Genomic DNA, 25317 nt, shown 5'->3' on the forward strand with positions numbered 1-25317 from the left:
TCGGCCAGCAAGCCGATCACCCGTTCCCGGGGTCTTTGCGCGCCAGTGCCCCACCCCGTCAACGGCGGGGCACCCGGGGCAGGTGCGTGCTAGTACTGCACGGCGTCCCGCTCAATGGGGCAGGTCATGCAGTGCCCGCCGCCGCGTCCACGGCCCAGCTCGGCGCCGACAATCGGCAGCACCTCGATGCCGGCGGCACGCAGCGCATCATTGGTCTGGGTGTTGCGGTCATAGGTGTACACCACGCCGGGGCGCAGGGCCACGGCGTTGTTGCCGCTGTCCCACTGCTGGCGTTCGGAGTCATAGTTGTTCCCGGCGGTGGCCACCACCCGCAGCTTGGGCAGGTTCAACGCCTGGGCGACCACGTCGGTGAAGCTCTTGGTGCCATGGTCAATCACCCTGACCCCCGGGTCCTGATCGGAGGGACGCAGCGAGAAGGTGTGCACCTCGCCCATGATCTTGGGATACAGGGTCACCACGTCATGGTCCACGAAGGTGAACACGGTATCCAGGTGCATCGCCGCACGCAGTTTCGGCATCCCGGCCACGATCACGTGCTCGGCCACCCCCTGGCGGAACAGTGAGGAGGCCAGCTGGGTAATGCCGTGGCGGGAGGTGCGCTCGCTCATGCCAATCAGCACCACCCCGTTGCCCACCGGCATCACATCCCCGCCTTCCACGGTCACCTGGCCCCACTCCTGTTCGGGATCCCCCCACCAGATCGTCGAATCCCGGAATTCGGGATGGAACTTGTAGATCGCCTTCATCAGCAGGGTCTCATCCCGGCGAGCATCCCAGTACAGCGGGTTCAGGGTCACTCCCCCGTAGATCCAGCAGGTGGTGTCCCGGGTGTAGAGGGTGTTGGGCAGCGGCGGCATCAGGTACTCATAGATGCCGCGGGATTCGCGGGCCAGGTTCACGTAATCGGTGCGGTAGTCCTCGGGCAGGTCGCTGGTGGCCATGCCGCCCAGCAGCAGTTCGGACAGGCGGCCCTCGTCCAGCGAATCCAGGTAGGCCCGGGTACCCTCGACCAGCCCGCCGCCCACCACGTTGGGCACCACCTTACGTTCCAGCAGCCACTGCCGGGCTTCGGCCTGGGCCATGGTCTGGGTGAGCACCTCCTGCAGCTCCAGCACCTCCACCCCGTTGCCGCGCAGGTTGGAGACGAAGTCTGCGTGGTCGCGCTGGGCGCTTTCCACCCACATCACGTCGTCAAACAGCAGGTCGTCACAGTTCGACGGGGTCAGCCTGCGGTGGGCCAGCCCCGGCGCGCACACCAGCACCTTGCGCAGCTGCCCGACCTCCGAATGCACACCCTTGCCCGTGGTTTCGCTCATGGTCCGTGTTCCTTCCGTTCCTTGCGAATCGGACAGCCGCCCGACCCTGGTGGTTTCTCGTTGTGCAGTTCAGCGACTGTCGCCCTAGAAGTGGATCCACCCCGCGCCCAGGGCCACGACGCCCAGCAGGGCGCCGAGCAGGGAGAGGGCAAAGATCACCGGTTCGCGGCCTTCGAACGCCTTGCGTCCCTGCTCCCGGCGGGCCATGACGAACAGGATGGTGGCCGGGGCGTAGATGATGAAGGAGAGCAGCAAGAAGTGCCAGCCGGCGGCGAAGACCAGGAAGACGGTGTAGGCCACCGCCAGCACCGAGGTGAGAAGGTCCCGCCCGGAGGCCCGGCGCTCCCCCTGCCCGTGCCGGGCAGCGTAGGCCACCTTCACCGCCTACAGCGCGGCGAGCAGGAACGGGATCAGCGTCAGGGAGCTGGTCAAATCCAACGCCAGGTCCAGCGCGTCCTCGGCGAACAGCAGGATGACCAGCATGCCCTGTACCAGCACGGAGGTCAGCAGCACCGCGTTCACCGGCACGTCGGTGCGGTTCAGCTTGCCCAGGAAGCAGGGCATGTCCCGTTCGTTTGCGGCGACGCTGAGCACCTCGGCGGCCATCAGCGACCAGGCCAGGTAGGCGCCCAGCACCGAGATGATCAGCCCAATGCTCACAAACCAGCGGCCCCACGGGCCGACCGCGTATTCCAGGATCCCGGCCATGGAGGGCTGCTCCAGCTGGCTGATCTGCTCCATCGGCATCACCCCGTAGGAGACGATGGTGACCGAGGCAAAGATCGCGAACACGGACAGGAACCCCAGGATGGTGGCCCGTCCCACGTCCGTCCGGCGCCGGGCGTGGCGCGAATACACGCTCGCGCCCTCCACGCCCAAGAAGACAAAGACGGTGACCAGCATCGTGGAGCGGACCTGCTCAAAGAGTGATCCGGCGTAGTCCGCGCCGTACCAGTTCTGCCGCAACGCCTCCGGGTCCAGCACGAACAGGCAGATCAGGATGAAGATGATGATCGGCACCAGTTTGGCGATGGTGACAATCTGGTTGACCAGGGCCGCGCTTTGCACGCCCCGGCGGATCAGCAGGAAGAAGACCCACAACCCGATCGAGGACAGCCCCACCGCCAGCAGGGTGGCTCCGGAACCCAGCCCGGCCACCCCCAGCCCGGAGAGGGTGGACATGATGAACACCCAGTAGAAGGTGTTGCCCGCGCATGCGCTGGCCCAGTACCCGAAGGCGGCGAAGAATCCGAGGTATTCCCCGAATCCGGCCTTCGCATAGGCGTACACCCCGGCGTCCAGCTCGGGCTTGCGGTTGGCCAGCATCTGGAAGACAAAGGCGAGCATGAGCATGCCGGCCCCGGCGATGATCCAGGCGATGACCGCACCGAAGATCCCGGTTTCGCTGGCGAACCTGCCCGGCAGTGAGAAGACCCCGGCGCCCACCATGGAACCGACGACCACGCCGGTGAGGGTGAGCATGCTGAGTTTGGCTACGTGGCCCTGTGTCGCTTCCCCGGTCTCAGCTGCCATGCTTGGTTCATCTTTCCCTCGGCGTGCCACTGCGAACATGCATCCGGCCACTCATCGTGGTACCCGATGCCCGGGCCCCGGTTCGGGCCGCACGCTCCGGACGACGCAACGACGTTGGAAAACAGCCAAGTGGTCGGCGATCTGCTGTCAGTATCCAACTATCCAAAGCGGCCTGTCAACGCTCCCGGCGCGCTGCCAGGAAGCTGGATTTCCGCACGGACACCGGCATTCGCCCGTGCTGCCGAGCCCGTTCCACCCCCGGCATTACGGGGGTTGCCACCGCGGCATGGGCAACATCACTGCGCGGGGTTGGCGCCTTAAATGCGTCAGGGCCGCGATGGCGGGAAGGGGCGCTTCCCGCCGTCGCGGCCCTGCGGACAGGACTACCGTCCGGTCTCGGCCTGCTCCCCCGGGGTGGGGGAACCGGCGGCGGCCGGGGCGCCGGTCACCGGCACGGCGGCGGTGTCCGGGTTGGCGTCCACGTCCTCGGCCGGACCGGAGAACTGGGACTGGTACAGCCGGTAGTAGGCGCCCTCGGCGGCCAGCAGCTGCTCGTGGCTGCCCTGCTCCACGATCCGTCCGGCCTCCATCACCAGGATGGTGTCCGCGTCGCGGATCGTGGACAGGCGGTGGGCAATCACGAAGCTGGTGCGGTCGGTGCGCAGCGCCGCCATGGCCTGCTGCACCAGCAGCTCGGTGCGGGTGTCCACCGAGCTGGTCGCCTCATCCAGGATCAGCAGCGAGGGGTTGGCTACGAACGCGCGGGCGATGGTGATCAGCTGCTTCTCACCGGCCGAGACGTTGGTGCCCTCCTCGTCGATGACGGTTTCATAGCCCTCGGGCAGGGCGCGGACGAAGCGGTCCACGAAGGTGGCCTTCGCCGCCTCGATGACCTCGTCATCGGTGGCGTCCAGCCGGCCGTAGCGGATATTTTCCATGATGGTCCCACCGAACAGCCAGGCGTCCTGCAGCACCATGCCCACCTTGGAGCGCAGGTCCGCGCGGGACAGGTGGGTGATGTCCACGTTGTCCACCAGGATCCGCCCGGAGTTCAGCTCGTAGAAGCGCATCACCAGGTTCACCAGGGTGGTCTTGCCCGCCCCGGTCGGCCCCACGATCGCCACCGTGTGCCCGGGATCCGCGTCAAAGGACAGGTTTTCGATCAGCGGCTGGTCCGGGTTGTAGGAGAAGCTGACGTCCTGGAAGGAGACGTGCCCGTCGGTGCGGGCCGGCAGCTGGGTGCGCGCATCCTCGGCCTCCTGCTCCTCGGCGTCCAGCAGCTCGAAGGTGCGTTCGGCGGAGGCCACACCGGACTGCAGCATGTTGGCCAGCCCGGCCATCTGCCCCAGCGGCTGGGTGAACTCGCGCGAGTACTGGATGAACGCGGTCGCATCCCCCAGGCTCATCGACCCGGAGGCCACGCGCAGCCCGCCGACCACGGCGATGCCCACATAGGAGAGGTAGGAGACGAAGTTCATCACCGGCATGATCATGCCCGAGACGAACTGGGCCCCGAAGCTGGCCTTGTACAGTTCGTCGTTGCGCTGGGTGAAGCGCTCCACCATGTCGTCCTCGCGCCCGAAGACCTTCATCAGCTCGTGGCCGGAGAAGGATTCCTCGATCTGCCCGTTCAGCGCACCGGTGTTCTTCCACTGGGCGGTGAACAGCTTCTGCGCCCGGGTGCCGATGATGCCGGCGGCCACCGCGGACAGCGGCAGCGCCACCAGTGCGATCAGCGCAAGCTGCCAGGAGACCACGAACATCATGATCACAATGCCCAGCACGCTCAGCGCGGACTGCACCAGCTGGCTCAGCGCCTGCTGCAGCGCGTTTTGGATGTTGTCCACGTCGTTGGTCACCCGGGAGAGGATGTCCCCGCGCTGGCGGGTGTCGAAGTAGTTCAGCGGCAGTGCGTTGATCTTGTCCTCAACGTCCTTGCGCAGCCGGTACACCACCTTCATCACCAGGCGGTTCAGCAGCCAGCCCGAAAGCCACATGAAGATCGAGGCGATGAAGTACATCGACAGCACGATCAGGATGAAGCGGGAGAGCTGGGTGAAGTCGATGCCCTGCCCGGGCACGAAGTCCACCCGGGAGAGCATGTCGGCCTGGGTGTCATCGCCGCTGTCGCGCAGCTGCTGGATCAGCACGTCGGCCGGGGTCCCGGCCGGGATGTTCTTGCCGATCAGCCCGGCGAAGATCACGTCCATGGCCCGTCCCAGCACCCGTGGGGCGGTGACCGAGAGGACCACGTAGATGCCGATCATCGCGAAGACGATGCTCATCCCCAGCTTGTACGGGGCGAGCAGTCCGACCAGGCGTTTGGCCGAGGGCCAGAAGTGCTGGGCCTTGCGTACCGGGGCCTCGTCCCAGGTGTCGCTGCTGGCCGCGGCCGCGAATTCGTCGACCTCTTCCAGGCTCGCATCCACCTCGGGGGCCGAGGAGTTCTTCTTCTGATCCGCCATCTAGGCCACCTCCTCCGCACTGTGCTGGGACGAAACGATTTCCTGGTAGGTTTCCGAGCTTTCCAGCAGCTCCTCATGGGTGCCGCGAGCCACGATTTCCCCGTGGTCCAGCACCAGGATCTGGTCGGCCCGGGTGATCGTGGAGACGCGCTGGGCCACGATGATCACCGCGGCGTCCTTCGTCGGCTCGGCCAGGGCGGCGCGCAGCTTCGCGTCGGTGGCCACGTCCAGTGCCGAGAACGAGTCATCGAACAGGTAGGTGCGCGGCTTGGCGGCCAGGGCCCGGGCGATGCACAGGCGCTGGCGCTGCCCGCCGGAGACGTTGGTGCCGCCCTGGGAGATCTTTGAGTCCAGCTGCCCCTCGCGTTCGGCGACGAAGTCCGCCGCCTGGGCAATGTCCAGCGCCTGCCACAGCTCAGCATCGCTGGCCCTCTGCGCCCCGAAGCGCAGGTTGCTGGCGATGGTGCCGGAGAACAGGTAGGGGCGCTGCGGGACGGCGGAGATGTTGCGCGAGATCGCATCCCGGCCCAGTTCATCCACCGGCACCCCGCCGATCAGAATCTGCCCGCGGGTCACGTCGTAGAGCCGCGGGATCAGGTTCAGCAAGGTGGTCTTGCCCGAACCGGTGGACCCGATGATCGCGGTGACCTTGCCCGGCTGGGCGGTAAAGGAAATGTTGTTCAGCACCGGGGCCTCGGCACCCGGGTAGCCGAAGCTGACGTTGCGGAACTCCACGGTGCCCGGGGTGGGCAGGTGCACCTCACGGTCCTCGGCCTCGGTCATGCTCGGCTTGGTGTCCAGCACCTCGCCGATGCGGTCGGCGGAGACCATGGCGCGCGGGACCATCATGGCCATGAAGGTGCCCATCATGACCGCCATCAGGATCTGCAGCAGGTACTGCAGGAATGCGGTCAACGCCCCGACCTCCACCTGCCCGGCATCCACCCGGTGCCCGCCGAACCACAGCACGGCGGCGGTGGACAGGTGCAGGATCATCGAGATCGCCGGGAACATGAGCACGAACAGGTTGCCGACCTTGACACCCAGGTCGGTCAGCTTCTGGTTCGCGTCCGCGTAGCGCTCGGTCTCGTGCTGTTCGCGCACGAACGCGCGCACCACGCGGATGCCGGTGATCTGCTCGCGCAGCACCCCGTTGATCCCGTCAATGCGCACCTGCATCTGGCGGAAGAGCGGCATCAGCTTGATGACCAGGATGCCCACCACAATCAGCACCACCGGCACCGACACCCAGACCAGCCAGGACAGGCCCGGATCCTCGCGGATGGCCATGATGACCCCGCCAATGGACATGATCGGGGCGGTGATCATGAAGTTCAGCAGCATCAGGGTGAGCATCTGCACCTGCTGCACATCGTTGGTGCCGCGGGTGATCAAGGTGGCGGCCCCGAACTTGTTCACGTCCTGCGCGGAGAACGTGGAGACCTGCTCGAACACGGCCTGGCGGATATCCCGGCCCAGGCTCATGGCGGTCTTGGCGCCAAAGTAGACGGCGCCGATCGCGGTGATCACCTGCACGAAGGCAACGACCAGCATGATCCCGCCGGTGCGCCAGATGTAGTCAATATCGGTGTTGACGACACCCACGTCAATGATCTTGGCGTTCAGGCTGGGCAGGAACAGCGTGGCCATGGTGGTGGCCAGTTGCAGGATGAAGACCGCAACGATCCACCCGGCATAGGGTTTGGAGTGTTTTAGGATGAGCTTCAGAAGCATGTGGTTTGTCCTCGCTAGCGTCAGCCCCGAAACCGCTGGGCGCGAACCGGTTTTTCGGCGCAGGGATTTGAGGGCGAAAGCCAGTCTAGTAGTCCCCGTTGGGCTTTGGAGTCATCCTTTTGATTGAATTGTGCCAATCACTTATGGCGTTCGACACGTTCCCCACCGCGCAGGACTACCCGCCAGGGCTGAAGTTGGCAGGAATCCGCGAATCGACGCGCAACAACGGGCTCAGGGCAGCGCGTCCGCGACCGCCTTGGCGGCGCGATGGCCGGTGACGGCGGCGGCCAACAGCCAGCCGATCACCAGCAGGTAGCCCGCCCCGGCCACCGCGAAGCCAACAGGGGGCCGAAAGAGCGCCGCGCACAGCACGGAAGCCGCCAGCAACAGCCATCCACTGCGGGCTGCGCGGGCCATCTGCGGAACCGCGGCGGCGTGGCCCGTCAGCCAGGCCTCGTCCGAGGCCAGCGTGGCGCTGGTGCGAAGGCCCACCACGGCGTTGCGCCGCAGGCTGCCGCTGCGCATGGATCCAACCAGCAGCTGGCCGGTCAACGTGATGATTCCCAGTCCCGCCAGGAACGGGATCACCTCAACCCAGCCCATACCCCTGCTTCCCTTGCCGCCTCTGCCACGGTTTGCCGCGGCTGCCTCCACGGTACCGCAGATCCCCGGCGCACCCGCGCCCGGTCTTCCCTGTACGCACAAGCCGCAGGGGGTTCACTAGGGGTTTTGGCAAACGCCGCGTGACCGCCCGGCAACCAGCATGGACAAGAGGTGAACTCCGGCAGAACTTGTCCGAACAGGCCCGGTTTTTCATTGTCTGACGCCCGCCGGCGGGCCACCATGGTCATGGCCCGGCCAGTTCCGGGCGGATCATCCTTTTGAACTCTGACCATTGAGAACACCCGTGAAATCATCCTCGCGCATCCGCGCATCCGTGGCCGCTTCCGCGCTGGCGCTGGCCGTAATTGCTCGGTCGCCGCCGAACCGGCCTCGGCCCCGCAACCCCAGCTGGCCGCCAAGAAGTCCACCGCGGCCCATGAGGGGCTGCCCTCGGGCGTGCACAAGAAGAAGACCCTGGTGATTGGGCTGGATGGCGCCTCGATGGCGCAGATCAACAAGCGCAACACCCCGAACCTGGCCAAGCTGTGGGCCGAGGGCATGCTCGCCAACTCCAACCTCTACGCCAACCCCATGGCGCCCACCGTCTCCGGGGCCGGCTGGTCCACCATTGCCACCGGCGCATGGCCGGACAAGCACCAGGTGCCGGACAACTCCTTCTCCAACCCCAACTATGATCAATACCCCGATTACCTCACCCGCCTGGAGGCGGCCCGGGCCAAAAGCTCCACCCTGGTGGTGGGCACCTGGGGACCGATCCCGCAGCAGGTCTTCGCCCAGGGCGCGGACCTGTTGCTCGCCGGAGGCAATGACGCCGGCACCACCTCCACGGTGGTCGACTACCTGAAGAACGGGAACCCGGACAGCACCTTTGTGCACCTGGATGAGATCGACGGGGCCGGGCACAGCAACGGCAGCGACTCGATCTCCTACACCCGTGCCCACGCGAAGGCGGATCAGCAGATCGGGGACATGCTGCAGGCCATCGATGAGCGCAGCACCCGGCACAAGGAGGACTGGCTGGTCATTGTCACCTCGGACCACGGCCACACCCCCGGTGGCGGGCACGGCGGCAGCAGCATCCGCGAACGGGCCACCTTCGTGATTGCCAACGGCAAGAAGTACGCCCCGGGCAGCACGCGGCATGATGTGAAGCTCACCGACATCGCCCCCACCGTCCTAAGGCACCAGGGCGTACGCATCGAGGACGACTGGGCCCTGGACGGGCAGGTCATCCAATCCATCAAGCCCGATGACTTTGACTCCCTGCGTCCGCACCTGAAGAAGGCGAAGGACGAGTCGAAGCTCGGTGCGAAGACCAAGGGCTGGACCCACACCGCACCCAGCGGCTGGAGCATTGAGAACAAGGACATGCCCAAGGGCGGAGTGCGTGAATGGCGCGGCTGGTCCTTCACCACCGACGAGTTCTGGACCAATGCCGAGCTGAACCAGGGCCGGGAGACCAGCGTGCACAACCGCAACGTCTTCGCGGTGGCGGACTCCGATGAGTGGGATGACAAGTCCCACGCCGAGGGGCAGTTCGATTCGACCCTGGTCAGCCCCAGCTACAAGGTCAAGGGAGGCAAGCAGGCCACTTTGAGCTTTGCCTCGAACTACAAGGTGGACGGCCCGCAGAGCGCAGAAGTGTTCATCAGCTTCGACAATGGTGAGCCGGTACTGGTCAAGTCCTATGAAAAGGACTTCAACGGGGTGGAGAAGCTCTCCATCGACGTGCCCAAGAAAGCCAAGCGCGCCCAGGTTTCCTTCCGGTATACCGGAACGAACTCCGCGTTCTGGACCGTGGACCAGGTGTCGTTGAAGAAGTAAGCGGCCCGGCACCAAAGCCCCACGGCCGGTGGCTTAACCACCAAGGGTGGCGCACGAGAACCGTGCGCCACCCTCACCTGTCCCCGGCCTGACGGCGAGGGGGTATGGACTAGCGTCCGGAGATCTTCACCAGCTTGTGGTTGACGAACTCATCCATGCCGTACTTGCCCAACTCGCGGCCGATGCCCGAGCGCTTTACGCCACCGAAGGGCAGCTCGGCGGCGGTGCCGGAGGGCTCGTTGATGGCCACCATGCCGGTTTCCAGCTGGCGGGCAATGCGGTCGGCCCGCTCGGCGTCCTGGGTGTGGATGGAGGCACCCAGCCCGTAGTCGGTGTTGTTGGCCAGCTTCACGGCCTCCTCCTCACCGTCCACCTTGTACAGCACGGCGACCGGGCCGAACAATTCCTCGCTGAAGGCGCGCATGTCCTCGGTGACCCCGGCCAGCACGGTCGGCTCAAAGTAGGCGCCGTCCCCGTCCACCGGCTTGCCGCCGGCCAGCACGGTTGCGCCCTTGTCCACGGCGTCCTTCACCTGGGCGGCCAACCCGTCGCGGGCCGCGGCCGAGGACAGTGGGCCGACGAAGTTCTCCGCCTCGGTCGGATCGCCCATCTTGATGCCGGACACCTGGTCCACCAGCGCCTTGGAGAACTCGTCGTACACCGAGGAGTCCACGATGAAGCGCTTGGCGGCATTGCAGGCCTGGCCGGTGTTGCCGAAGCGGGCGCGCATGCCCAGCTTGGCGCTGCGGGCCACGTCCGCATCCTCCATGACCAGGAACGGATCCGAACCGCCCAGTTCCAGCACGACCTTCTTCAGGTTGCGCCCGGCGATCTCGGCCACCGCGGCACCGGCGCGCTCCGAACCGGTCAGCGAAACCCCCTGGATCCGGCGGTCGGCGATGATGTCGGCCACCTGGTCATTGGTGGCGAAGATGTTCACGTAGGCGCCTTCCGGGGCCCCGGCGTCCTTGAAGATCTGCTCCATGGCCAGCGCCGATTCCGGGCACTGCGGGGCGTGCTTAAGCAGGATGGTGTTGCCGTTCATCAGGTTCGGCGCCGCGAAGCGGGCCACCTGGTAGTAGGGGAAGTTCCACGGCATGATGCCCAACAGCACACCGACCGCTTCCTTGCGCACCAGCGCCTTGCCGCCGCTGGCGACCTCAAGCTCCTCGTCCTGCAGGAACTTCGGACCGTTCTTGGCGTAGTAGCGGTAGATGGAGGCGACAATGCTGATTTCGCCCTGGGCCTGGCGCACCGGCTTGCCCATCTCGCGGGTGATGATCGCGGCCAGTTCCTCCGCGCGTTCCTCGTAGATGTCGGCCACCCGCTCCAGCAGCGCGACGCGCTCGGAGATCTCGGAGGTGGACCAGGTGGTGAAGCCCTGGTGGGCCGCGCCAATGGCCTCCTGGATCTCGGCGTCGCTGGCGGTGGGGTAGGTTGCCTCTACGACTCCGGTAGCGGGGTTGGTCACTGCATACATGCTCATGGGATTCCTCCTCGAAAATGGCGTCTTGCCGGTAATGTGGGGTCTATGGAAACAGGATGCCCTGATCCACAATGACGTGTAGAAGGGCCGGGCGATGTTCTTTGAGCACCACATCCAGAGCACGCTGCACTGCTTCGGCGGCCTGAGCATCGCTGGTCACAGTTTCGCCGTGCCCCCCATAAGCGCGAGCCAACGCCGCAAAGTCCGGGTTTTGCAACTGGGTTCCCGAAACGCGGCCCGGGAAGTGGCCCTCTTGGTGCGCGCGAATAGTTCCGAACTGTCCGTTGTCCATTACTACGGTCAGCAACGCAGCACCGTGTTGGGTAGCACTGGCCAGTTCCTGCCCGTTCATTAAGAACTCGCCGTCACCGCAAATCGCCAGCACCAAGCGCTCCGGAGCCTCCAGGGAGGCAGCTACCGCAGCTGGAATAGAGTAACCCATGGATCCATTGCGGGTACCTAACTGGGACGGGAAAATATTGGTTGGCACGTACCTCATGGGCCACGCACAGTGGTTGCCTGCCCCCATGGTAGTCACTACATCTTCGGGAAGACGCTGAACCAGCTCAGCAATCACCGCGCTCATGTGAGCGGTACCCTCGCGGGTTGGCGACAGCTCCTCGCGCTGTGGCAGCTTCGTGTATGCTTCTCGCGCTTCGCGCCCGGCAGCCCGCCAAGGCTCCCATTGAGTTTCCCGCTCCAGGCGCAATTCTTCTAGCGCTTCGGCAAAGACACCGGGAGTGGCCAAAATGTGACGGGTTATCGCCCCAGAGCGCCCACGCAATGAGGTGTCAATGTTTACAAGATAGTTGACTGCCCGCCGGTTCTGACGCAGGGTGAATCCATCGGTGGGTACATCGGAGGGTACCGCCCCAATTGCGACCAACACATCAGCTTCTTCGAACATCTGGGCCGCCTTATCGGTGCGCCCGTACCCCAGCTCGCCCATGTTCACTGGGGAATTGAACGGCACCCGATCCGCAGCGTGCCAATCATGTACCACCGGAATGTTGTTTGCCTCCGCAAAAGCCGTCACCCCTGCGGCAGCCTTCGCGCTCCAGCGCTGGCCACCGACAAACAGCAACGGTTTCTGAGCGTTGGATAGGGCGCTTGCCAGCTCCTTGAGTTCCCCGGTTGAGACAGCGCCCTCGGCCACGGTAAGCGGCTGGTGCAATTCACCGGCGAACTCATGGGCGACCACGTCCTCGGGAAGACCCACGATCACCGGGCCCGGACGACCTGACGCTGCCGCGAAAAAGGCCTCGGCCACGATCTCGGAAGCCCGCTCGGCTTCATCAATAACGAAAACGCGCTTGGCCTGACTGCCGAACCAGGCATAGGGGTCAAATTCCTGGAACGACTCGCGCATCCGGTCGGCTACCGGAATCAAACCCACGAACAGCACCATGGGAGTCCCATCCTGCCAAGCGGAGTGAACGGCCACGTACGCGTTGGCCGCACCGGGTCCGCGGGTCACCATGGCGACCCCGGGCTGTCCGGTGAACTTGCCGTGAGCCTCGGCCATGTAAGCGGCGCCTCCTTCGTGGCGCACTACTATGTTGTCGATATTCGCGTCGTGCAGACCGTCCAGCACAGCCAGGTAAGACTCTCCTGGAACCGTGAAGACGCGTTTGACACCGTGACGCGCAAGGGATTCGACGATTGCCGCTCCGGCGTGTGTTGGGCGGACCACGTGCGAACTGCGCCGCGAGGTGTCTGCCGACGAGGCGAGTTGGGTCGGAATGATGCTAGAGGTTTCCATATACAAGTTCTCCTGCCACTACCGTGGCCTCGACTCGGGTATTAGCTATGTCTTCGGTGGGGATGTCGTAAATGTCCTGGGAAAGCACCACGAAGTCGGCCAGATGGCCGGGAACCAATTTGCCCTTGTAGCTCTCTTCGTGGACCGCGTGGGCGCTGCCCACGGTGTAAGCGTGCACCGCTTGAGCCACTGTGAGCTTCTCGCCATCGGTAAAGGGCGCGCCCGCCAACGTCGTGCGCTCTACCAGAGAGGCAATGTTCAAGAGTGGATCCGCACTGACCACGGGAGCATCGGTCGACCCGGGAATGACGAGGCCTGCGTCCAAGAAGGACTTCACCCGGTAGGCAAGCGGTTGTCGTTCGGCTCCCATAGCTACGGCAACCCCGTCACCTAGTTCGTGGATGAAGCGGCCCTGTGGGACCGGAATGAGTCCTAACTGAACCATGCGCTGAATTTGCGCATCTGAGGCCACGGACGCATGCTCGATCCGGTGGCGCGCATTAGGACGGGGGGCGAGTTCCTGCGCCTGGGCGATGATGTCCATGACTACATCCAAGGCGGCGTCGCCTATAGCGTGTACCGCTAACTGCCAGCCCGCTAAATGTGCTCCGATCAGCTTTTCTCGTAGTGTTTCCTGCGAAAACTGCAACAGGCCTCGGTTTCCCTCATCCGTGGCGTAGTCGCAGCACATGAAGGCGCTGCGGCCGATGAGCGAACCGTCGGAGAGGACTTTAGTCGGGCCGATGCGCAGCACTTCGTCGCCCATGCCGCTGCGCATGCCCAGGTCGAGACCGTAGCGCTGGTGACCCTTAAACGACTCCGTGTCCAGCGGGTGCAGGGTGGTCAGGTAGGGCATCAGTGTGGCGCGCACGCCAAGTTGACCGCGCTCGCGGGCCATTTGATAGCCGGCTAGGTCCACTGAGCTCTGCCCGATGTGATCCGGCGCACCGATTCCCGGTTCGGTGATTGAGGTGACGCCCAACTTGAGCATCTCACGCGAACCCGCCGCAACCAGATCAGCTACGTCCTGGATGGACTTAACCGGGATATGGTCCAGCACAATACTCCGCGCGGTTTCCTGCAATAGGCCCTCTGCGAGGCCACGCGCGTCGCAGGGCACCGCTCCGCCGTCCGGCACTGGTACGTTACGGCGCTCTGGATAGCCGGAGAGCTCAAAGGCGCGCGTGTTCGCTACAGCCATGTGCCGCGACACGTGCCAGAGAAAGACCGGATGTCCGTGGCTAACAGAGTCCAGGGCCCGTGCGGTGGGGTGTTCATCGCCGAGGAAGTTCTGGTCATAGCCTGTGCCGATGACCCACGCACCGGGCTTAGCCGTGCTGGCCGCAGCATCTACTGCAGCGAGCAACTCCTCCATGGTCTTTACACTCTCCGGGCGCAAGTCCACTTGAGTCAGCGCGTCCCCAATGAAGGTGAGGTGAAGGTGGGCATCGTTAAAGCCGGGGACCACCGCTGCCCCACCGAGATCCACGACTTTTGCGAAGTGCCTGGGCTCGAGTTCATGGTCGAGACTAATGACTCGCCCGTGGTGAATTCCTAGCGCTTGAGCAAGCGGACGTTGGGGATCTTGGGTGTGGATGATCCCGTTGGTGTAAAGCACGTCGAACATGCGGCCTCCTGAACTAGGAACTAAGTGATCTAGCTCAAGTATCCGAAAAGCCTAGTATGCTGTCTAATACATATAAGTTCTTTATTCCATAACTCTATGGCATGAGAGGTTACTCTCCTCGCATGTCCAAAGCGGGTGCTGTACCTGCATCCAGTTGACCGCGCTCAACCCAAGGCCGCATCCGTCGCGCAATATCGCGGATTCGTTCTTCGGCATAGTGCCCCCGATGCCAGGCGAGGTGCAGGTTGAGAGTAGGCCGAACTGAGGGCTGCACCTCCCTGCTTTCAATGATGGCCACCCGACGGTTACCAAACGAGGGCAGCTCGGTACCGACCCCCACTCCTCTGCCGGAGGCCACTAATGCACTAATGGCCAATCCGTCCTCGCATTCGATATATTGCGCCAAATGCACACCGTGTCGATTGAGCGCGTCATCGAGCACGTGGCGACTCACGCTATTGCGCGTGGGCAGAATCAGGTGCTCCGAGCACAGCTCCCGAAGATCCACTTCTGCACGCCCGTCGGACACCCATGGGTGACTTGGCGGGCAAGAGGCCTTGAGAGCCACAACCCCCAGCGACTCTGAAGCTAAATCTCCACTGGGAACTTGCGGAGTAACCACGAAATCCAGATCGTGCAGTAGGGCCTGTTCCAAGTCGAAGTGGCTGACTTCGCGCACCACGATCATCGGGTCTCGCGGGGAAAGCGAGGCGATGAAAGGTGCCAAGAAACCGCGAATCGAAGCCGAAGTGGAGCCACAAGCGAACTTGGCAACGTCCCCGGTACGCAGCACTGCTACCGCTTCTTGCAGATCCCTGGTTTGCAAGAGCAATTTTCGGGCCAAGGGGACGAAGGCGCGGCCACTGGAGGTGAGCACCAGCCGGTTGCCCCGCGATTCAAAGAGCTTCAACTGCAGTTCCTGCTCAAGGGTTTTGAGTTGGCGACTGAGTGCCGGCTGGGCGATGTGCAGTTCTTCGGCGGCTGCGGTAACTGTCCCATAGTCGACGGTGCTCAGGAAATACTGCAAGCGGCGATAGTTCACGGCCCTACCATAGCAAGCCCCCGGCAATAGCTCGGATTACAGCGTCAAATTGATACCTTCCCAGGGTCTGGCCTGCGCTGCTTTGGAGCAGACGGTTCGGCCCTCTCCACCAAAAGCACGACGCGTCGCAGTTCCTCTAACGGGTCCTCCTGCAACGAGATGTTCAAGAGTTGCAACATTTCTACTCGGGGCAGCTGCACTCAGTTCTGTCCCCTTCTTTTTGCTGTCCTCGCTTGGGACCGTAACGGCCCTTGGGCGGGAAACATCCAAGGGGCATCACGCACTTCGTGGACGACGCGCCCGACCCGCCCAAAGCCCCGGTGAACGTATCAACACACCTGGAACGTCACGAGCTTGATCGAGCTGACTTCTTCAGACTTTCCAAGGCAGATAAGCAGGACGCGTGCAACAGTGCCGGCATCGGTCTCCTCACGCTCCGTTCCGCCTGTTCCTGCTACCGCTTCCCAACCTTCGGTTTCGCCCTGATCACTTCAAGGGCAAGGATACAACTAGCCCCACAGGCACAGCGGATTTCGCACGCACCGTCGCTCTGTGGAGAACTGCTGAGCATAACAAAAAAGCATGTATTCGCGGCCTAAGAGGTCTTGGACGCGATGTAGTTTGCGACGGGATACTGAAAGTGACGTACGACTATGGTGCGGATCACGGATCTCGGACCGCACGCCTCATAAGGAAGACGCAGATGAAAACTCGCACCCTCACGCCGCAGCAGCGGCAAACCCGTGCCACAGCCGGCGCCTTCGTAGGCACCGCCATTGAATGGTATGACTTCTTCATTTTCGGAACGGCCGCGGCCCTAGTCTTTGGAAAAGTGTTCTACCCGGATATCGCAGCGGGAGCCGGCATCATGGCTTCTTTCGCCACTTTTTGGGTGGGTTTCCTGGCTCGCCCTCTAGGAGGCGTGCTCTTTGGGCATCTGGGAGACCGTTTCGGACGAAAGAACGTTCTAGTTGCCACACTGTTCCTGATGGGTGGTGCCACCACCCTGATTGGCCTGCTGCCAGGTTATGCCAGCATCGGCGTTGTAGCCCCAATTGCCCTGGTAATCCTGCGCGCAATGCAGGGACTTGCTGTGGGTGGCGAGTGGGCCGGAGCCACTTTGATGGCTACCGAATCTGCTTCTGAAAAAAAGCGCGGCATGGCAGGGGCCTGGGTTCAGCAAGGTTCACCCGCTGGCTCCATCATGGCTACGGTGATGTTTCTGCTGGTGGGCATGCTCGATGACGCGGCCTTCCTGTCCTGGGGGTGGCGTGTTCCGTTCCTCTTCTCCGCCCTGCTGGTCATCGTAGGGCTGATCATTCGTTCGAAAGTCGAAGAGTCTGCAGACTTCACGGCCTCGCGCGCCCAGCACGAGGTGGTCAAGGTACCAGTTATCGAGGTATTCAAGAAGGCTCCCGGATACGTGTGGCTGGGCGTGGCAGCTTCGGTGCTTGGTATCGCGATCGCATTTTTCAACAACACGTTCCTGCTGTCTTGGACGACAACAGCTGTCGATGCCGGGGGCATGGGCATGGATCGACAGGTAATTCTGAATATCTTGCTGATCATGTCGGTTCTGCAGTTCCTCTGGCAGCCCATAGCAGCGAAAATCGCCGAACGCATCGGCGGGGTGCCCGTCATGCTCTGGGGGCTCGTGTTGAACCTGCTAATCATCGTTCCGCTCTTCCTGGCCATAATGAGCGCTAACGCGCTGATCATCGGTTTCGTACTGGGGGTCTCGATTCTAGGCGGCACGGCATACTACGCGATGCTCTCGTCTTTCCTGTCTCAAGCCTTCCCTGTCAACGTTCGCTTTACCGGCGTTGCCCTAGCGAACGGCCTATGTGCCTCCCTGATCGGCGGGTCTACCCCGCTACTCGCGCAGGCAATACTTGGCTCCTTCGGTCCATGGGGAGTTGCGGCTTTCTACGGGATTATCGCCTTAGTAACAATGGCAGGAGTTTGGGGACTACATCGCAAAATGCGTGCACGTGATGTCTTTGCCGCCGATGCAGCCGCGGTCCTTCAGAAGTAGCGTTTCTGGCCCTAAGTGAGTAAGTCCTGAATCTCAGAGGAACCAAAAGGTCTCCTGAACAGATTAAAGCATCTGCTCAGGAGACCTTTTCTTGGGTAGCGAAGAGTGTACAAAACTGTGACGTGAAAACAACCGGAACACCCCTCGTGTTCCTTGACGGCCACGTCATTCCGGCCCTGCTGGTTAGAACGAGTGGAACTACCCTGGCTGCCCAGTCGCGCGCAGCAGCCATGTCTATACCTGGTCCAGTCCCGGCCGCATGCAAATTCCTGAGAAACGTGCTGGATCTGGCAACCCCGTACACATTTGAAGCCGATAATTTCGAGTATGTCGTCAATCTCGCCATGACCGGCCTAGCTCCACAGCCCAGGTTTCCTTCCGGTACACCGGAACGAACTCCGCGTTCTGGACTGCGGACCAGGTGTCGTTGAAGAAGTAAGCGGCCCGGCACCAAAGCCCCACTGCCAGTGGCTTAACCACCAAGGGTGGCGCACGAGAACCGTGCGCCACCCTCACCTGCCCCCGGCCTGCTACCGAGGGTGTGGACTAGCGTCCGGAAATCTTCACCAGCTTGTGGTTGACGAACTCATCCATGCCGTACTTGCCCAACTCGCGACCGATGCCCGAGCGCTTCACTCCACCGAAGGGCAGCTCGGCGGCGGTGCCGGAGGGCTCGTTGATGGCCACCATGCCGGTTTCCAGCTGGCGGGCAATGCGGTCGGCCCGCTCGGCGTCCTGGGTGTGGATGGAGGCACCCAGCCCGTAGTCGGTGTTGTTGGCCAGCTTCACGGCCTCCTCCTCACCGTCCACCTTGTACAGCACGGCGACCGGGCCGAACAATTCCTCGCTGAAGGCGCGCATGTCCTCGGTGACCCCGGCCAGCACGGTCGGCTCAAAGTAGGCGCCGTCCCCGTCCACCGGCTTGCCGCCGGCCAGCACGGTTGCGCCCTTGTCCACGGCGTCCTTCACCTGGGCGGCCAGCCCGTCGCGGGCCGCGGCCGAGGACAGTGGGCCGACGAAGTTCTCCGCCTCGGTCGGATCGCCCATCTTGATGCCGGACACCTGGTCCACCAGCGCCTTGGAGAACTCGTCGTACACCGAGGAGTCCACGATGAAGCGCTTGGCGGCGTTGCAGGCCTGGCCGGTGTTGCCGAAGCGGGCGCGCATGCCCAGCTTGGCGCTGCGGGCCACGTCCGCATCCTCCATGACCAGGAACGGATCCGAACCGCCCAGTTCCAGCACGACCTTCTTCAGGTTGCGCCCGGCGATCTCGGCCACCGCGGCACCGGCGCGCTCCGAACCGGTCAGCGAAACCCCCTGGATCCGGCGGTCGGCGATGATGTCGGCCACCTGGTCATTGGTGGCGAAGATGTTCACGTAGGCGCCTTCCGGGGCGCCGGCGTCCTTGAAGATCTGCTCCATGGCCAGCGCCGATTCCGGGCACTGCGGGGCGTGCTTGAGCAGGATGGTGTTGCCGTTCATCAGGTTCGGCGCCGCGAAGCGGGCCACCTGGTAGTAGGGGAAGTTCCACGGCATGATGCCCAACAGCACACCGACCGCTTCCTTGCGCACCAGCGCCTTGCCGCCGCTGGCGACCTCAAGCTCCTCGTCTTGCAGGAACTTCGGGCCGTTCTTGGCGTAGTAGCGGTAGATGGAGGCGACAATGCTGATTTCGCCCTGGGCCTGGCGCACCGGCTTGCCCATCTCGCGGGTGATGATCGCGGCCAGTTCCTCCGCGCGTTCCTCGTAGATGTCGGCTACCCGCTCCAGCAGCGCGACGCGCTCGGAGATCTTGGAGGTGGACCAGGTGGTGAAGCCCTGGTGGGCCGCGCCAATGGCCTCCTGGATCTCGGCGTCGCTGGCGGTGGGGTAGGTTGCCTCTACGACTCCGGTAGCGGGGTTGGTCACTGCATAGGTCGACATGCTGCTCCTTCAACGTTGGGGAATCCGCAAGGCCACCACGGGACGCGGATATATCCCCACCATTTCACGGATCGCGTCGGGAAAACAGCGGCAAAAGCCCAGAATGACGTGCCTTAGCGCAGGGCGAACGCCCTAGCCAAGGTCCGCCTGCGCGGCCAGCACCGCATGACTGATCTGCTGGGCCAGGGCCACATCCCGGGCGGTGATCTTCCCGCCCACGTCATGGGAGGTCAAGGCGATCAGCAGCTTGTCAAAACGCCAGTCCACGTCGGGATGGTGCTCGGCCTGCTGCGCCAGTTCGGCGATTTCGGCAAACAGGTCAATCGCCTGCTGCGCGCTGGCACAGGCAACCCGGGTCCGCAGCGTGCCCGCTTCATAGCTCCAGCCGGGCAGGCGCTGCAGGTTGCGCTCCAGCTCCTCGGTGTTCAGCACTTCGTCAGGGGACATGGCTCTCCTCGGCTTCACAGTGAATCAGGCCAGGACGGTGTTCGGGCGGTCAGATGCTTCCAGTGTGCCACCGGATGTGCCCGGTGCGGGGAATAGACCCGCACCTGGAAGAACGCGGGCAGCCGGGAAAGCGGACGCAACATCGTTAACTTGCCCTAGAAAATGGAGAGACGTATCACTAGAATGAAAATAATTTCCCGCTAGATGAAAGTAGGTTTTCCCATGGCTGCAGTCTCCACTCCCCTGCAGACCGGCGCGCAGGCTCCGGCGTTCACCCTGAAGAACAGCGAGGGTCAGGACGTCTCGCTCTCGGACTACGCCGGCAAGTCCGTCATTGTCTACTTCTACCCCAAGGCCGCGACCCCGGGCTGCACCACTGAGGCTTGCGACTTCCGGGACAACCTGAACTCGCTGCAGGGCGCCGGTTACAGCGTGCTGGGCATCTCCCCGGACAGCCCGCAGGACATTGCCAAGTTCGCCGCCGATGAGTCCCTGACCTTCCCGCTGCTCTCCGACCCGGACAACGAGGTCGCCAAGGCCTACGGCTCGTACGGTGAAAAGACCGTCAACGGCAACACCTTCGATGGCACCCTGCGCTCCACCGTCGTGGTCGATGCCCAGGGGAACATCAGCCACGCCGAATACGGCGTGGATGCCCAGGGCCACGTGGCCCGGCTGCGCGACACCCTCGGGGTGTAGCACGGCCGCGCTTCCAGTAAATTGAAGCGCCTGAGCAACGATGCCGCGGGTGGGCGAAGAATCCCTTCGCCCACCCGCGGCATTTGCGTTCCCTGCCCGGCAATCCCAGGGATGGTGCGCCCGAACCTAGCCCAGCTGGACCTGCTCCAGCTCCCGGTGTCCCTCTAGGAGGTACCCGTCCATTTCCTTCTCCGGCACCATCGCCCCACCGGTGGACCACACCAGGTGTGTGGCGTTGGCCCACTGGGTTTCGCTCAGCCCGCTGGTTCCACGGAAATCGGGATCGCCCGCCACCCGCCAGGGCAGCAGCAGACCGGCCGTGGCCGAGGGTTCCACCCGAATGTCCTCGCAGTCAGCCAGCAGCGCGGTCAGGGCGAGCATCTTCTGGTCGGTGACCGTCGCATAGCCATCCACCACATCGGCGAGCGCCCGGCCCACCAGCTCGGAGGGACGCGCCACCGCCAGGCCGTCGGCCGCGGTCTTGCCGTCCAATCCCAGGTCGAACGCGCTGATCCGTTCATGCAGACCGGTCCGAACCCCCAGCGTCACCGCCGGGGAATGGGTGGGTTCGGCGAAGAAGCAACGCACCGCATCCCCAAATAGGTGCTTCAGCCCGAAGCTCACTCCCCCGGGGCTGCCGCCGACCCCGCACGGCAGGTACACCATCAGGGGATGTTCCTGGTCGACCCGCACCTCCAGCGCCCTGAGCTGACCGGCCAGCCGGTGCGCGGCCGTGGAATACCCGGCGAACAGGGCCATCGAGTTCTCATCATCCACAAAGTGCACGCTCGGATCGGCCTCCGCTTCGGCCCGCCCGGCGTCCACCGCCTCGGTGAAGTCCCCGGGATGTTCCACCACGCTCACGCCCCGGGAACGCAGCAGCTCCTTCTTCCAGGAGCGCGCGTCGGCGGACATGTGCACGGTGGTGCGCAGCCCCAGCGCGGCGGCCGCCACCCCGATGGAAAGACCCAGGTTTCCGGTGGAGCCGACCATGATTCCGTGATCCCCGAGCACCTGGCGCACGTCCGCGTCGGCGAACCGTGCGTAGTTGTCCGTGGGTTTGAGCACCCCGGCGTCCACCACGATCCGTTCGGCCACCTGCAGCACCTCGTGGATCCCGCCGCGGGCCTTGATCGAACCGGCCACCGGCAGCATGTCGTCCCGCTTCATCCACAACTTTCCCGGCAGCTGGCTTCCCTGCCGGTCATCCAGCTCGGCCTGCAGGTGGTGCAGTCCGTGCACCGGGGATTCGATGATGCCGTAGCTGATCGAGGTTTCCGGGAATTGGCGCACGAACCAGGGGGCAAAGCGCTCAAACCGCTGTCGGGCGTCCTCGATGAGATCGGCGTTCAGCCCGCTGGAGTCAAGGGCCTGCGCGGTCGGGGTGTGGCTCTGACGGAACCACAGTGTCTCCTTGCCCTGCGACATGGCTTCGACCACCGGGTCTTCCAGCAGCTTGTCGATGTTGAGTGTCATCGGGTCCGTGGTCCTTTCCAGGGTTGGCACTAAGCGGTCCTGCTGCCAGTGTAACCACGGGCAGCAGGACCGTTCAGTGCCGTTTCCGGGCGTTCGGCGGACGCACATGTTGCTTTTTGGTCCCGCGAATAAATTAGGTCAGTCCCGGCCTTCGGGGCGCTCCGGCTGCTGTTCCCCGCTCAGCTCCTCGGCCTGCTCGGCAAGTTCGGCCGCTTCCTGCTTCTCCTGTTCGGCAGCGTTCGTTTCCTCTTCCTGCAGTTCCTCCACATGTTCAATGTCTTCACGGGCCTGGGGCACCGGATCGCTGGTTTCCCTGCCGGTCCACACCTTGACCACCCGCCATCCCGCCGCGGTCAACGGCACGGCCACCACCGCACCGACGATTCCGCCCAGCACGGTGCCGGCAGTCAAGGCCATCAACACCACCAGGGGATGCAGGCTCAGGGTGTGCGCCATGACCACCGGCTGCAGGAAGTGGCCCTCCAGCTGGTTCACCAGGATCACCGCGGCCAGCACGATCAGCGCGCTGACCGGACCGTTGGTCACCAGCGCCACCAGGGTTGCCAGCACCCCCACCACGGTCGCGCCGACCAGCGGGATGAAGGAGCCGAGGAAGACAACCACCCCCAGCGGCAGCGCCAGCGGTATCTGCAAAATCAGCAGGGTGAGGGTGATGCCTGCGGTGTCCACGGCGGCCACGATCGCGGTGCCGCGAATATAGCCGCCAAAGGTGTGCAGCGCCCGGTCCCCGGAGAGAATCCAGGTGTGCCGGAAGTGGGCGGGCGTCCAGGAGACAAAGAACGCCCAGATCTTGTCACCGTCCTTGAGGAAGAAGAACAGGATGACCAGCAGCAGGATCGTTCCGGTGACCAGGCTGCCGGCGGCGGTGAGGGTGTGCAGCGCCCCGGTCCCGAATTCGGAGCTCGTGATGAACGCGGTCACCCGTTGCACCGCATCATCCAGCTGCTGCCCGTCAATGCTGAACGGCAGTCCGCCCACCACGTTTTGGACGGTGGAGTTCAGCTGGTTGAACCCCTCCACGGCCTGCTCGACCAGGGTGGGCCACTGGTTGATGACCGAGAACACCAGCCCGGTGCCGATGCCTCCCAGGATCAGCAGCGCGCCAAGGAAGACGGTCCACGCGGCCAAGAGCGGGGACATGACCCGGCGCAGCCGAATCACCAACGGCCACAAGGCGCAGGAGAGGATCACGGCGATGAGGGTGGGGATCACGATCAGGGTCAGCCGCAGCATCCCCAGGACCACCAGCCCCGCAATCACGCCGATGATCAGCAGCTGCAGGCACCGGGTGCCGAGCCTGCCCAGCGGGTCGGTCCACAATCCCTGGAAGGTCACCGCGGGGCGCTCAACCGAGGCCCACGCCTGTTCATCCAGCGGGGAGGACTCCACCCGTGTTTTCCTGCTGCCTGATGTACGCCTGCGAAAGAAAGCCATGGTCGCTCCTACCATCGGCCAATAGTGGGTCGGGCAGCAGTCGCGCCCGGTAGGTCCTGCACTGCCGGTTCAGTCGAGCACCGTTCCCGTCGACATCACCATTTCATCTTCGTGCCACGCAGATGCAGCGACGCTGCACCACGCAACCGGCTATTCGCGGCCGGACTCGGCCTCGGTGCAAATGCACAGCCGGTTGCCCTGCTTGTCCGTGACAATCACCCAACTTGGCGCGTACTCGTAGTCGAACTCCGCGTCGGTGGTTTTCAAGGTTTCCAGCAGGTCGCCACTGTGGCTATGGGGCACCGTTACATCAACGTGGAAACGATTCTGGTTCGGCGTCTGGGTCTCCTGGAACCAGATGGCCGGGCCACGGCCATGCGGGTCGGTCAGCGCACCGTCCGCCGCCTGTTCATAGCCCAGGGCCGCCTGCCAGATCTTGGAGATCTGTTGCGGGTTTTCGGTATCGATAGCGATTTCCACCGTCCTGACCAGGCCCAGGTCCACTTGGGCACCAAAGGTTTCGGCCTGGTCGGAGATCTGGGTGGCCAGGGTGAAGTCCCGTGACGTCACGCCGCCGACATCGTGGGACACCAGGTTGACGAACACCGTGTCATAACGCCAGTCGACGTCCGGATGATGTCCGGCTTCCTCGGCCAGCGCGCCAATCGCCGACACGAGCTGAATCGCGGCGGCCGAGCTCGGGCACTTGAAAGCGGTCCGCAAGGACCCCAGCCCGTAGCGCCAGTGCGGCAATTGTGAGAGCCGTGCCTGGATTTCGTCTGTTGACAGCACATCTTTGCCTGACATTGTTCTTGCCTCTCTGCGGATGGAGCCAACGACCGTGACCATGATGGCCACGGTCGTTCTCAGCTTGCCGCGCCCCTGGAAAAGAAAGAAGGCCCTTTAGCCAATTGCCAGCGTTGCGCGTCCAACGCGCCGTCGCTTGTCGAAGCAAGCCTCCGCCCCCTGTCCCGGTCTACATACCCAGCAGGAGGATCTTCTCCATCGCTACCGAGATCGGCAGGCGGACCAGCAGGCCCGGCAGGTCCTGCCAGTGCTCGGGGTTGAGGTTCGCGCCGTTCGCGCCGAGGCTCCCGCTGGAAAGATTCAGTTCGGCCAACCGGCCCTCGAACCAATCCTCACGCCTTGCCCACTTCGCCTTGCCCCGGCAGCGCTCCACGACGCTTTCAAGCTTCGCGTGCAGTAGACAGTACAGTTCCGGGGTAAACCCGGCGCGCATCCACTTGTGGATGTACCGTTCCGTGTCATACCCGCGGTACAGTTCGCCATCCAGCAGCATTGTGGCCCGCTGGCTCTTGACGATGAGCCAATTTCCCTTCGGACGCGGGACGTACGGTGGAGCATACGGATCCTCCAACAGTGCGGCATCCCACCGCAGGTCCAGTTGTTCCCTTACCGTTGGTTCATTTCCCTTGACGCCTGCCGGCAGACCGTACTTGTCGACCGGAATCTCTAGCGGGCCTCCCCGAACCAGCTCGGCCCGGCCGTCGGCACGCAGCCTCATGGCCTGATAGATCTTCGCGGCCGATTCCGTGCCAACAACATCATCACCGTAAAGCTCCCGGCGCCAGGCCTCGAAGTCCTGCGCATGTTCCTTGTTGAAGTTCTCGTGCTGGCTGCGTCCGTTTTCAGACAATTGTTGTTCCCCTCGCATGGGAGGACCCGGCGACGGAGGATTTACCTCCGCCGCGGCATCCACCGACTTGCCCGGCGGCTGGTGCCGCGGACCGGTTCTTCCCCTGGGGCACCCCGCTCGGTTGAGGAGGGTTGCCGTGCAGCAAGCCAGGTACTTATCGCTGCAGCTCGTGAACCTGGGAATCATCCTAT

Annotated in this window: 19 protein-coding genes and 1 riboswitch; of the genes, 3 read left to right on the top strand and 16 right to left on the bottom strand. The window is 63.9% G+C overall.

Translation table 11 applies throughout. The annotated features are described in order from the left end of the window. Positions 1–89 precede the first annotated feature (89 nt). The 6 genes from arcA to GcLGCM259_RS13575 all read right to left on the bottom strand — a co-directional run bounded on the left by arcA (position 90) and on the right by GcLGCM259_RS13575 (position 7672). On the bottom strand, positions 90–1337 hold the full coding sequence (gene arcA, locus GcLGCM259_RS13555; RefSeq protein ID WP_138926940.1) for an arginine deiminase: 1248 nt from the start codon (positions 1335–1337) through the stop codon (positions 90–92). An 84-nt stretch (positions 1338–1421) separates the two neighbouring features. Next, a complete protein-coding gene (locus tag GcLGCM259_RS15780) occupies positions 1422–1712 on the bottom strand; it encodes a hypothetical protein (protein ID WP_342773562.1) in 291 nt (96 codons plus the stop codon). 9 nt (positions 1713–1721) lie between these two features. Beyond that, a complete protein-coding gene (locus GcLGCM259_RS13560) occupies positions 1722–2870 on the bottom strand; it encodes an amino acid permease (protein WP_342773563.1) in 1149 nt (382 codons plus the stop codon). Positions 2871–3253: 383 nt separating this feature from the next. After that, the gene (locus GcLGCM259_RS13565; protein ID WP_138926941.1) at positions 3254–5335 is read right to left on the bottom strand and encodes an ABC transporter ATP-binding protein; all 2082 of its coding nucleotides are present in this window, start codon (positions 5333–5335) and stop codon (positions 3254–3256) included. Next, the gene (locus GcLGCM259_RS13570) at positions 5336–7069 is read right to left on the bottom strand and encodes an ABC transporter ATP-binding protein (RefSeq protein ID WP_138175441.1); all 1734 of its coding nucleotides are present in this window, start codon (positions 7067–7069) and stop codon (positions 5336–5338) included. A 231-nt stretch (positions 7070–7300) separates the two neighbouring features. Beyond that, on the bottom strand, positions 7301–7672 hold the full coding sequence (locus GcLGCM259_RS13575; RefSeq protein WP_138175439.1) for an SdpI family protein: 372 nt from the start codon (positions 7670–7672) through the stop codon (positions 7301–7303). Positions 7673–8128: 456 nt separating this feature from the next. On the opposite strand from GcLGCM259_RS13575, the gene GcLGCM259_RS13580 reads away from it, so the two are divergent. Beyond that, positions 8129–9517, top strand: coding sequence for an alkaline phosphatase family protein (locus GcLGCM259_RS13580; protein ID WP_138175437.1), 1389 nt, complete (start codon positions 8129–8131; stop codon positions 9515–9517). A gap of 109 nt (positions 9518–9626) precedes the next feature. On the opposite strand, the gene GcLGCM259_RS13585 is transcribed toward GcLGCM259_RS13580, so the two are convergent. From GcLGCM259_RS13585 to GcLGCM259_RS13600, 4 genes are all read right to left on the bottom strand, one after another. After that, complete coding sequence (locus tag GcLGCM259_RS13585; RefSeq protein ID WP_138926942.1) at positions 9627–11003, bottom strand: NAD-dependent succinate-semialdehyde dehydrogenase; 1377 nt, start codon at positions 11001–11003, stop codon at positions 9627–9629. Positions 11004–11046: 43 nt separating this feature from the next. Next, positions 11047–12765, bottom strand: coding sequence for a thiamine pyrophosphate-dependent enzyme (locus GcLGCM259_RS13590; RefSeq protein ID WP_138178466.1), 1719 nt, complete (start codon positions 12763–12765; stop codon positions 11047–11049). Beyond that, positions 12752–14392, bottom strand: a complete 1641-nt coding sequence (locus GcLGCM259_RS13595; protein WP_138178465.1) for an amidohydrolase — start codon at positions 14390–14392, stop codon at positions 12752–12754. The genes GcLGCM259_RS13590 and GcLGCM259_RS13595 overlap by 14 nt, the downstream gene beginning before the upstream one ends. 109 nt (positions 14393–14501) lie before the next feature. Then, entirely contained in the window at positions 14502–15434 is a 933-nt protein-coding gene (locus GcLGCM259_RS13600) for a LysR family transcriptional regulator (RefSeq protein ID WP_171021283.1), read from the bottom strand. 703 nt (positions 15435–16137) lie between these two features. Here GcLGCM259_RS13600 and GcLGCM259_RS13605 point away from each other — a divergent pair. Beyond that, the gene (locus tag GcLGCM259_RS13605) at positions 16138–17469 is read left to right on the top strand and encodes an MFS transporter (protein WP_138178463.1); all 1332 of its coding nucleotides are present in this window, start codon (positions 16138–16140) and stop codon (positions 17467–17469) included. A 546-nt stretch (positions 17470–18015) separates the two neighbouring features. On the opposite strand, the gene GcLGCM259_RS13610 is transcribed toward GcLGCM259_RS13605, so the two are convergent. Continuing rightward, positions 18016–19392, bottom strand: coding sequence for an NAD-dependent succinate-semialdehyde dehydrogenase (locus GcLGCM259_RS13610; RefSeq protein ID WP_138926943.1), 1377 nt, complete (start codon positions 19390–19392; stop codon positions 18016–18018). Between the two features lie 132 nt (positions 19393–19524). After that, positions 19525–19839, bottom strand: a complete 315-nt coding sequence (locus tag GcLGCM259_RS13615; RefSeq protein WP_138926944.1) for a 4a-hydroxytetrahydrobiopterin dehydratase — start codon at positions 19837–19839, stop codon at positions 19525–19527. A gap of 222 nt (positions 19840–20061) precedes the next feature. On the opposite strand from GcLGCM259_RS13615, the gene bcp reads away from it, so the two are divergent. After that, positions 20062–20538 carry a thioredoxin-dependent thiol peroxidase gene (bcp, locus tag GcLGCM259_RS13620; protein ID WP_138926945.1) on the top strand — a complete coding sequence of 159 codons (477 nt, stop codon included), beginning with the start codon at positions 20062–20064 and terminating at the stop codon, positions 20536–20538. A 126-nt stretch (positions 20539–20664) separates the two neighbouring features. Here the strand turns inward: bcp and GcLGCM259_RS13625 are convergent, their stop codons facing one another. From GcLGCM259_RS13625 to GcLGCM259_RS13640, 4 genes are all read right to left on the bottom strand, one after another. Next, positions 20665–22014 (bottom strand): D-serine ammonia-lyase, encoded by a 1350-nt coding sequence (locus GcLGCM259_RS13625; RefSeq protein WP_138926946.1) that lies wholly within the window; start codon positions 22012–22014, stop codon positions 20665–20667. A 138-nt stretch (positions 22015–22152) separates the two neighbouring features. After that, the gene (locus tag GcLGCM259_RS13630) at positions 22153–23424 is read right to left on the bottom strand and encodes an AI-2E family transporter (RefSeq protein WP_246049615.1); all 1272 of its coding nucleotides are present in this window, start codon (positions 23422–23424) and stop codon (positions 22153–22155) included. Between the two features lie 195 nt (positions 23425–23619). Beyond that, positions 23620–24276, bottom strand: coding sequence for a 4a-hydroxytetrahydrobiopterin dehydratase (locus tag GcLGCM259_RS13635; protein WP_054820603.1), 657 nt, complete (start codon positions 24274–24276; stop codon positions 23620–23622). Positions 24277–24445: 169 nt separating this feature from the next. Next, positions 24446–25126 carry a hypothetical protein gene (locus GcLGCM259_RS13640; protein WP_138926948.1) on the bottom strand — a complete coding sequence of 227 codons (681 nt, stop codon included), beginning with the start codon at positions 25124–25126 and terminating at the stop codon, positions 24446–24448. Positions 25127–25184: 58 nt separating this feature from the next. After that, positions 25185–25301, bottom strand: a riboswitch (SAM riboswitch). Between the last annotated feature and the right edge of the window lie 16 nt (positions 25302–25317).

The organism is Glutamicibacter creatinolyticus, assembly GCF_006094275.1.
In the GTDB taxonomy this organism is placed as follows: Bacteria; Actinomycetota; Actinomycetes; order Actinomycetales; family Micrococcaceae; genus Glutamicibacter; species Glutamicibacter creatinolyticus.

What these genes read in the sequence shown, in the direction of transcription:
- arcA (WP_138926940.1), bottom strand. Translation starts at nt 1,337, where the DNA reads ATGAGCGAAACCACGGGCAAGGGTGTGCATTCGGAGGTCGGGCAGCTG.
- bcp (WP_138926945.1), top strand. Translation starts at nt 20,062, where the DNA reads ATGGCTGCAGTCTCCACTCCCCTGCAGACCGGCGCGCAGGCTCCGGCG.
- GcLGCM259_RS13570 (WP_138175441.1), bottom strand. Translation starts at nt 7,069, where the DNA reads ATGCTTCTGAAGCTCATCCTAAAACACTCCAAACCCTATGCCGGGTGG.
- GcLGCM259_RS13565 (WP_138926941.1), bottom strand. Translation starts at nt 5,335, where the DNA reads ATGGCGGATCAGAAGAAGAACTCCTCGGCCCCCGAGGTGGATGCGAGC.
- GcLGCM259_RS13590 (WP_138178466.1), bottom strand. Translation starts at nt 12,765, where the DNA reads ATGGAAACCTCTAGCATCATTCCGACCCAACTCGCCTCGTCGGCAGAC.
- GcLGCM259_RS13560 (WP_342773563.1), bottom strand. Translation starts at nt 2,870, where the DNA reads ATGGCAGCTGAGACCGGGGAAGCGACACAGGGCCACGTAGCCAAACTC.
- GcLGCM259_RS13610 (WP_138926943.1), bottom strand. Translation starts at nt 19,392, where the DNA reads ATGTCGACCTATGCAGTGACCAACCCCGCTACCGGAGTCGTAGAGGCA.
- GcLGCM259_RS13595 (WP_138178465.1), bottom strand. Translation starts at nt 14,392, where the DNA reads ATGTTCGACGTGCTTTACACCAACGGGATCATCCACACCCAAGATCCC.
- GcLGCM259_RS13605 (WP_138178463.1), top strand. Translation starts at nt 16,138, where the DNA reads ATGAAAACTCGCACCCTCACGCCGCAGCAGCGGCAAACCCGTGCCACA.
- GcLGCM259_RS13635 (WP_054820603.1), bottom strand. Translation starts at nt 24,276, where the DNA reads ATGTCAGGCAAAGATGTGCTGTCAACAGACGAAATCCAGGCACGGCTC.
- GcLGCM259_RS13615 (WP_138926944.1), bottom strand. Translation starts at nt 19,839, where the DNA reads ATGTCCCCTGACGAAGTGCTGAACACCGAGGAGCTGGAGCGCAACCTG.
- GcLGCM259_RS13625 (WP_138926946.1), bottom strand. Translation starts at nt 22,014, where the DNA reads ATGACACTCAACATCGACAAGCTGCTGGAAGACCCGGTGGTCGAAGCC.
- GcLGCM259_RS13585 (WP_138926942.1), bottom strand. Translation starts at nt 11,003, where the DNA reads ATGAGCATGTATGCAGTGACCAACCCCGCTACCGGAGTCGTAGAGGCA.
- GcLGCM259_RS13575 (WP_138175439.1), bottom strand. Translation starts at nt 7,672, where the DNA reads ATGGGCTGGGTTGAGGTGATCCCGTTCCTGGCGGGACTGGGAATCATC.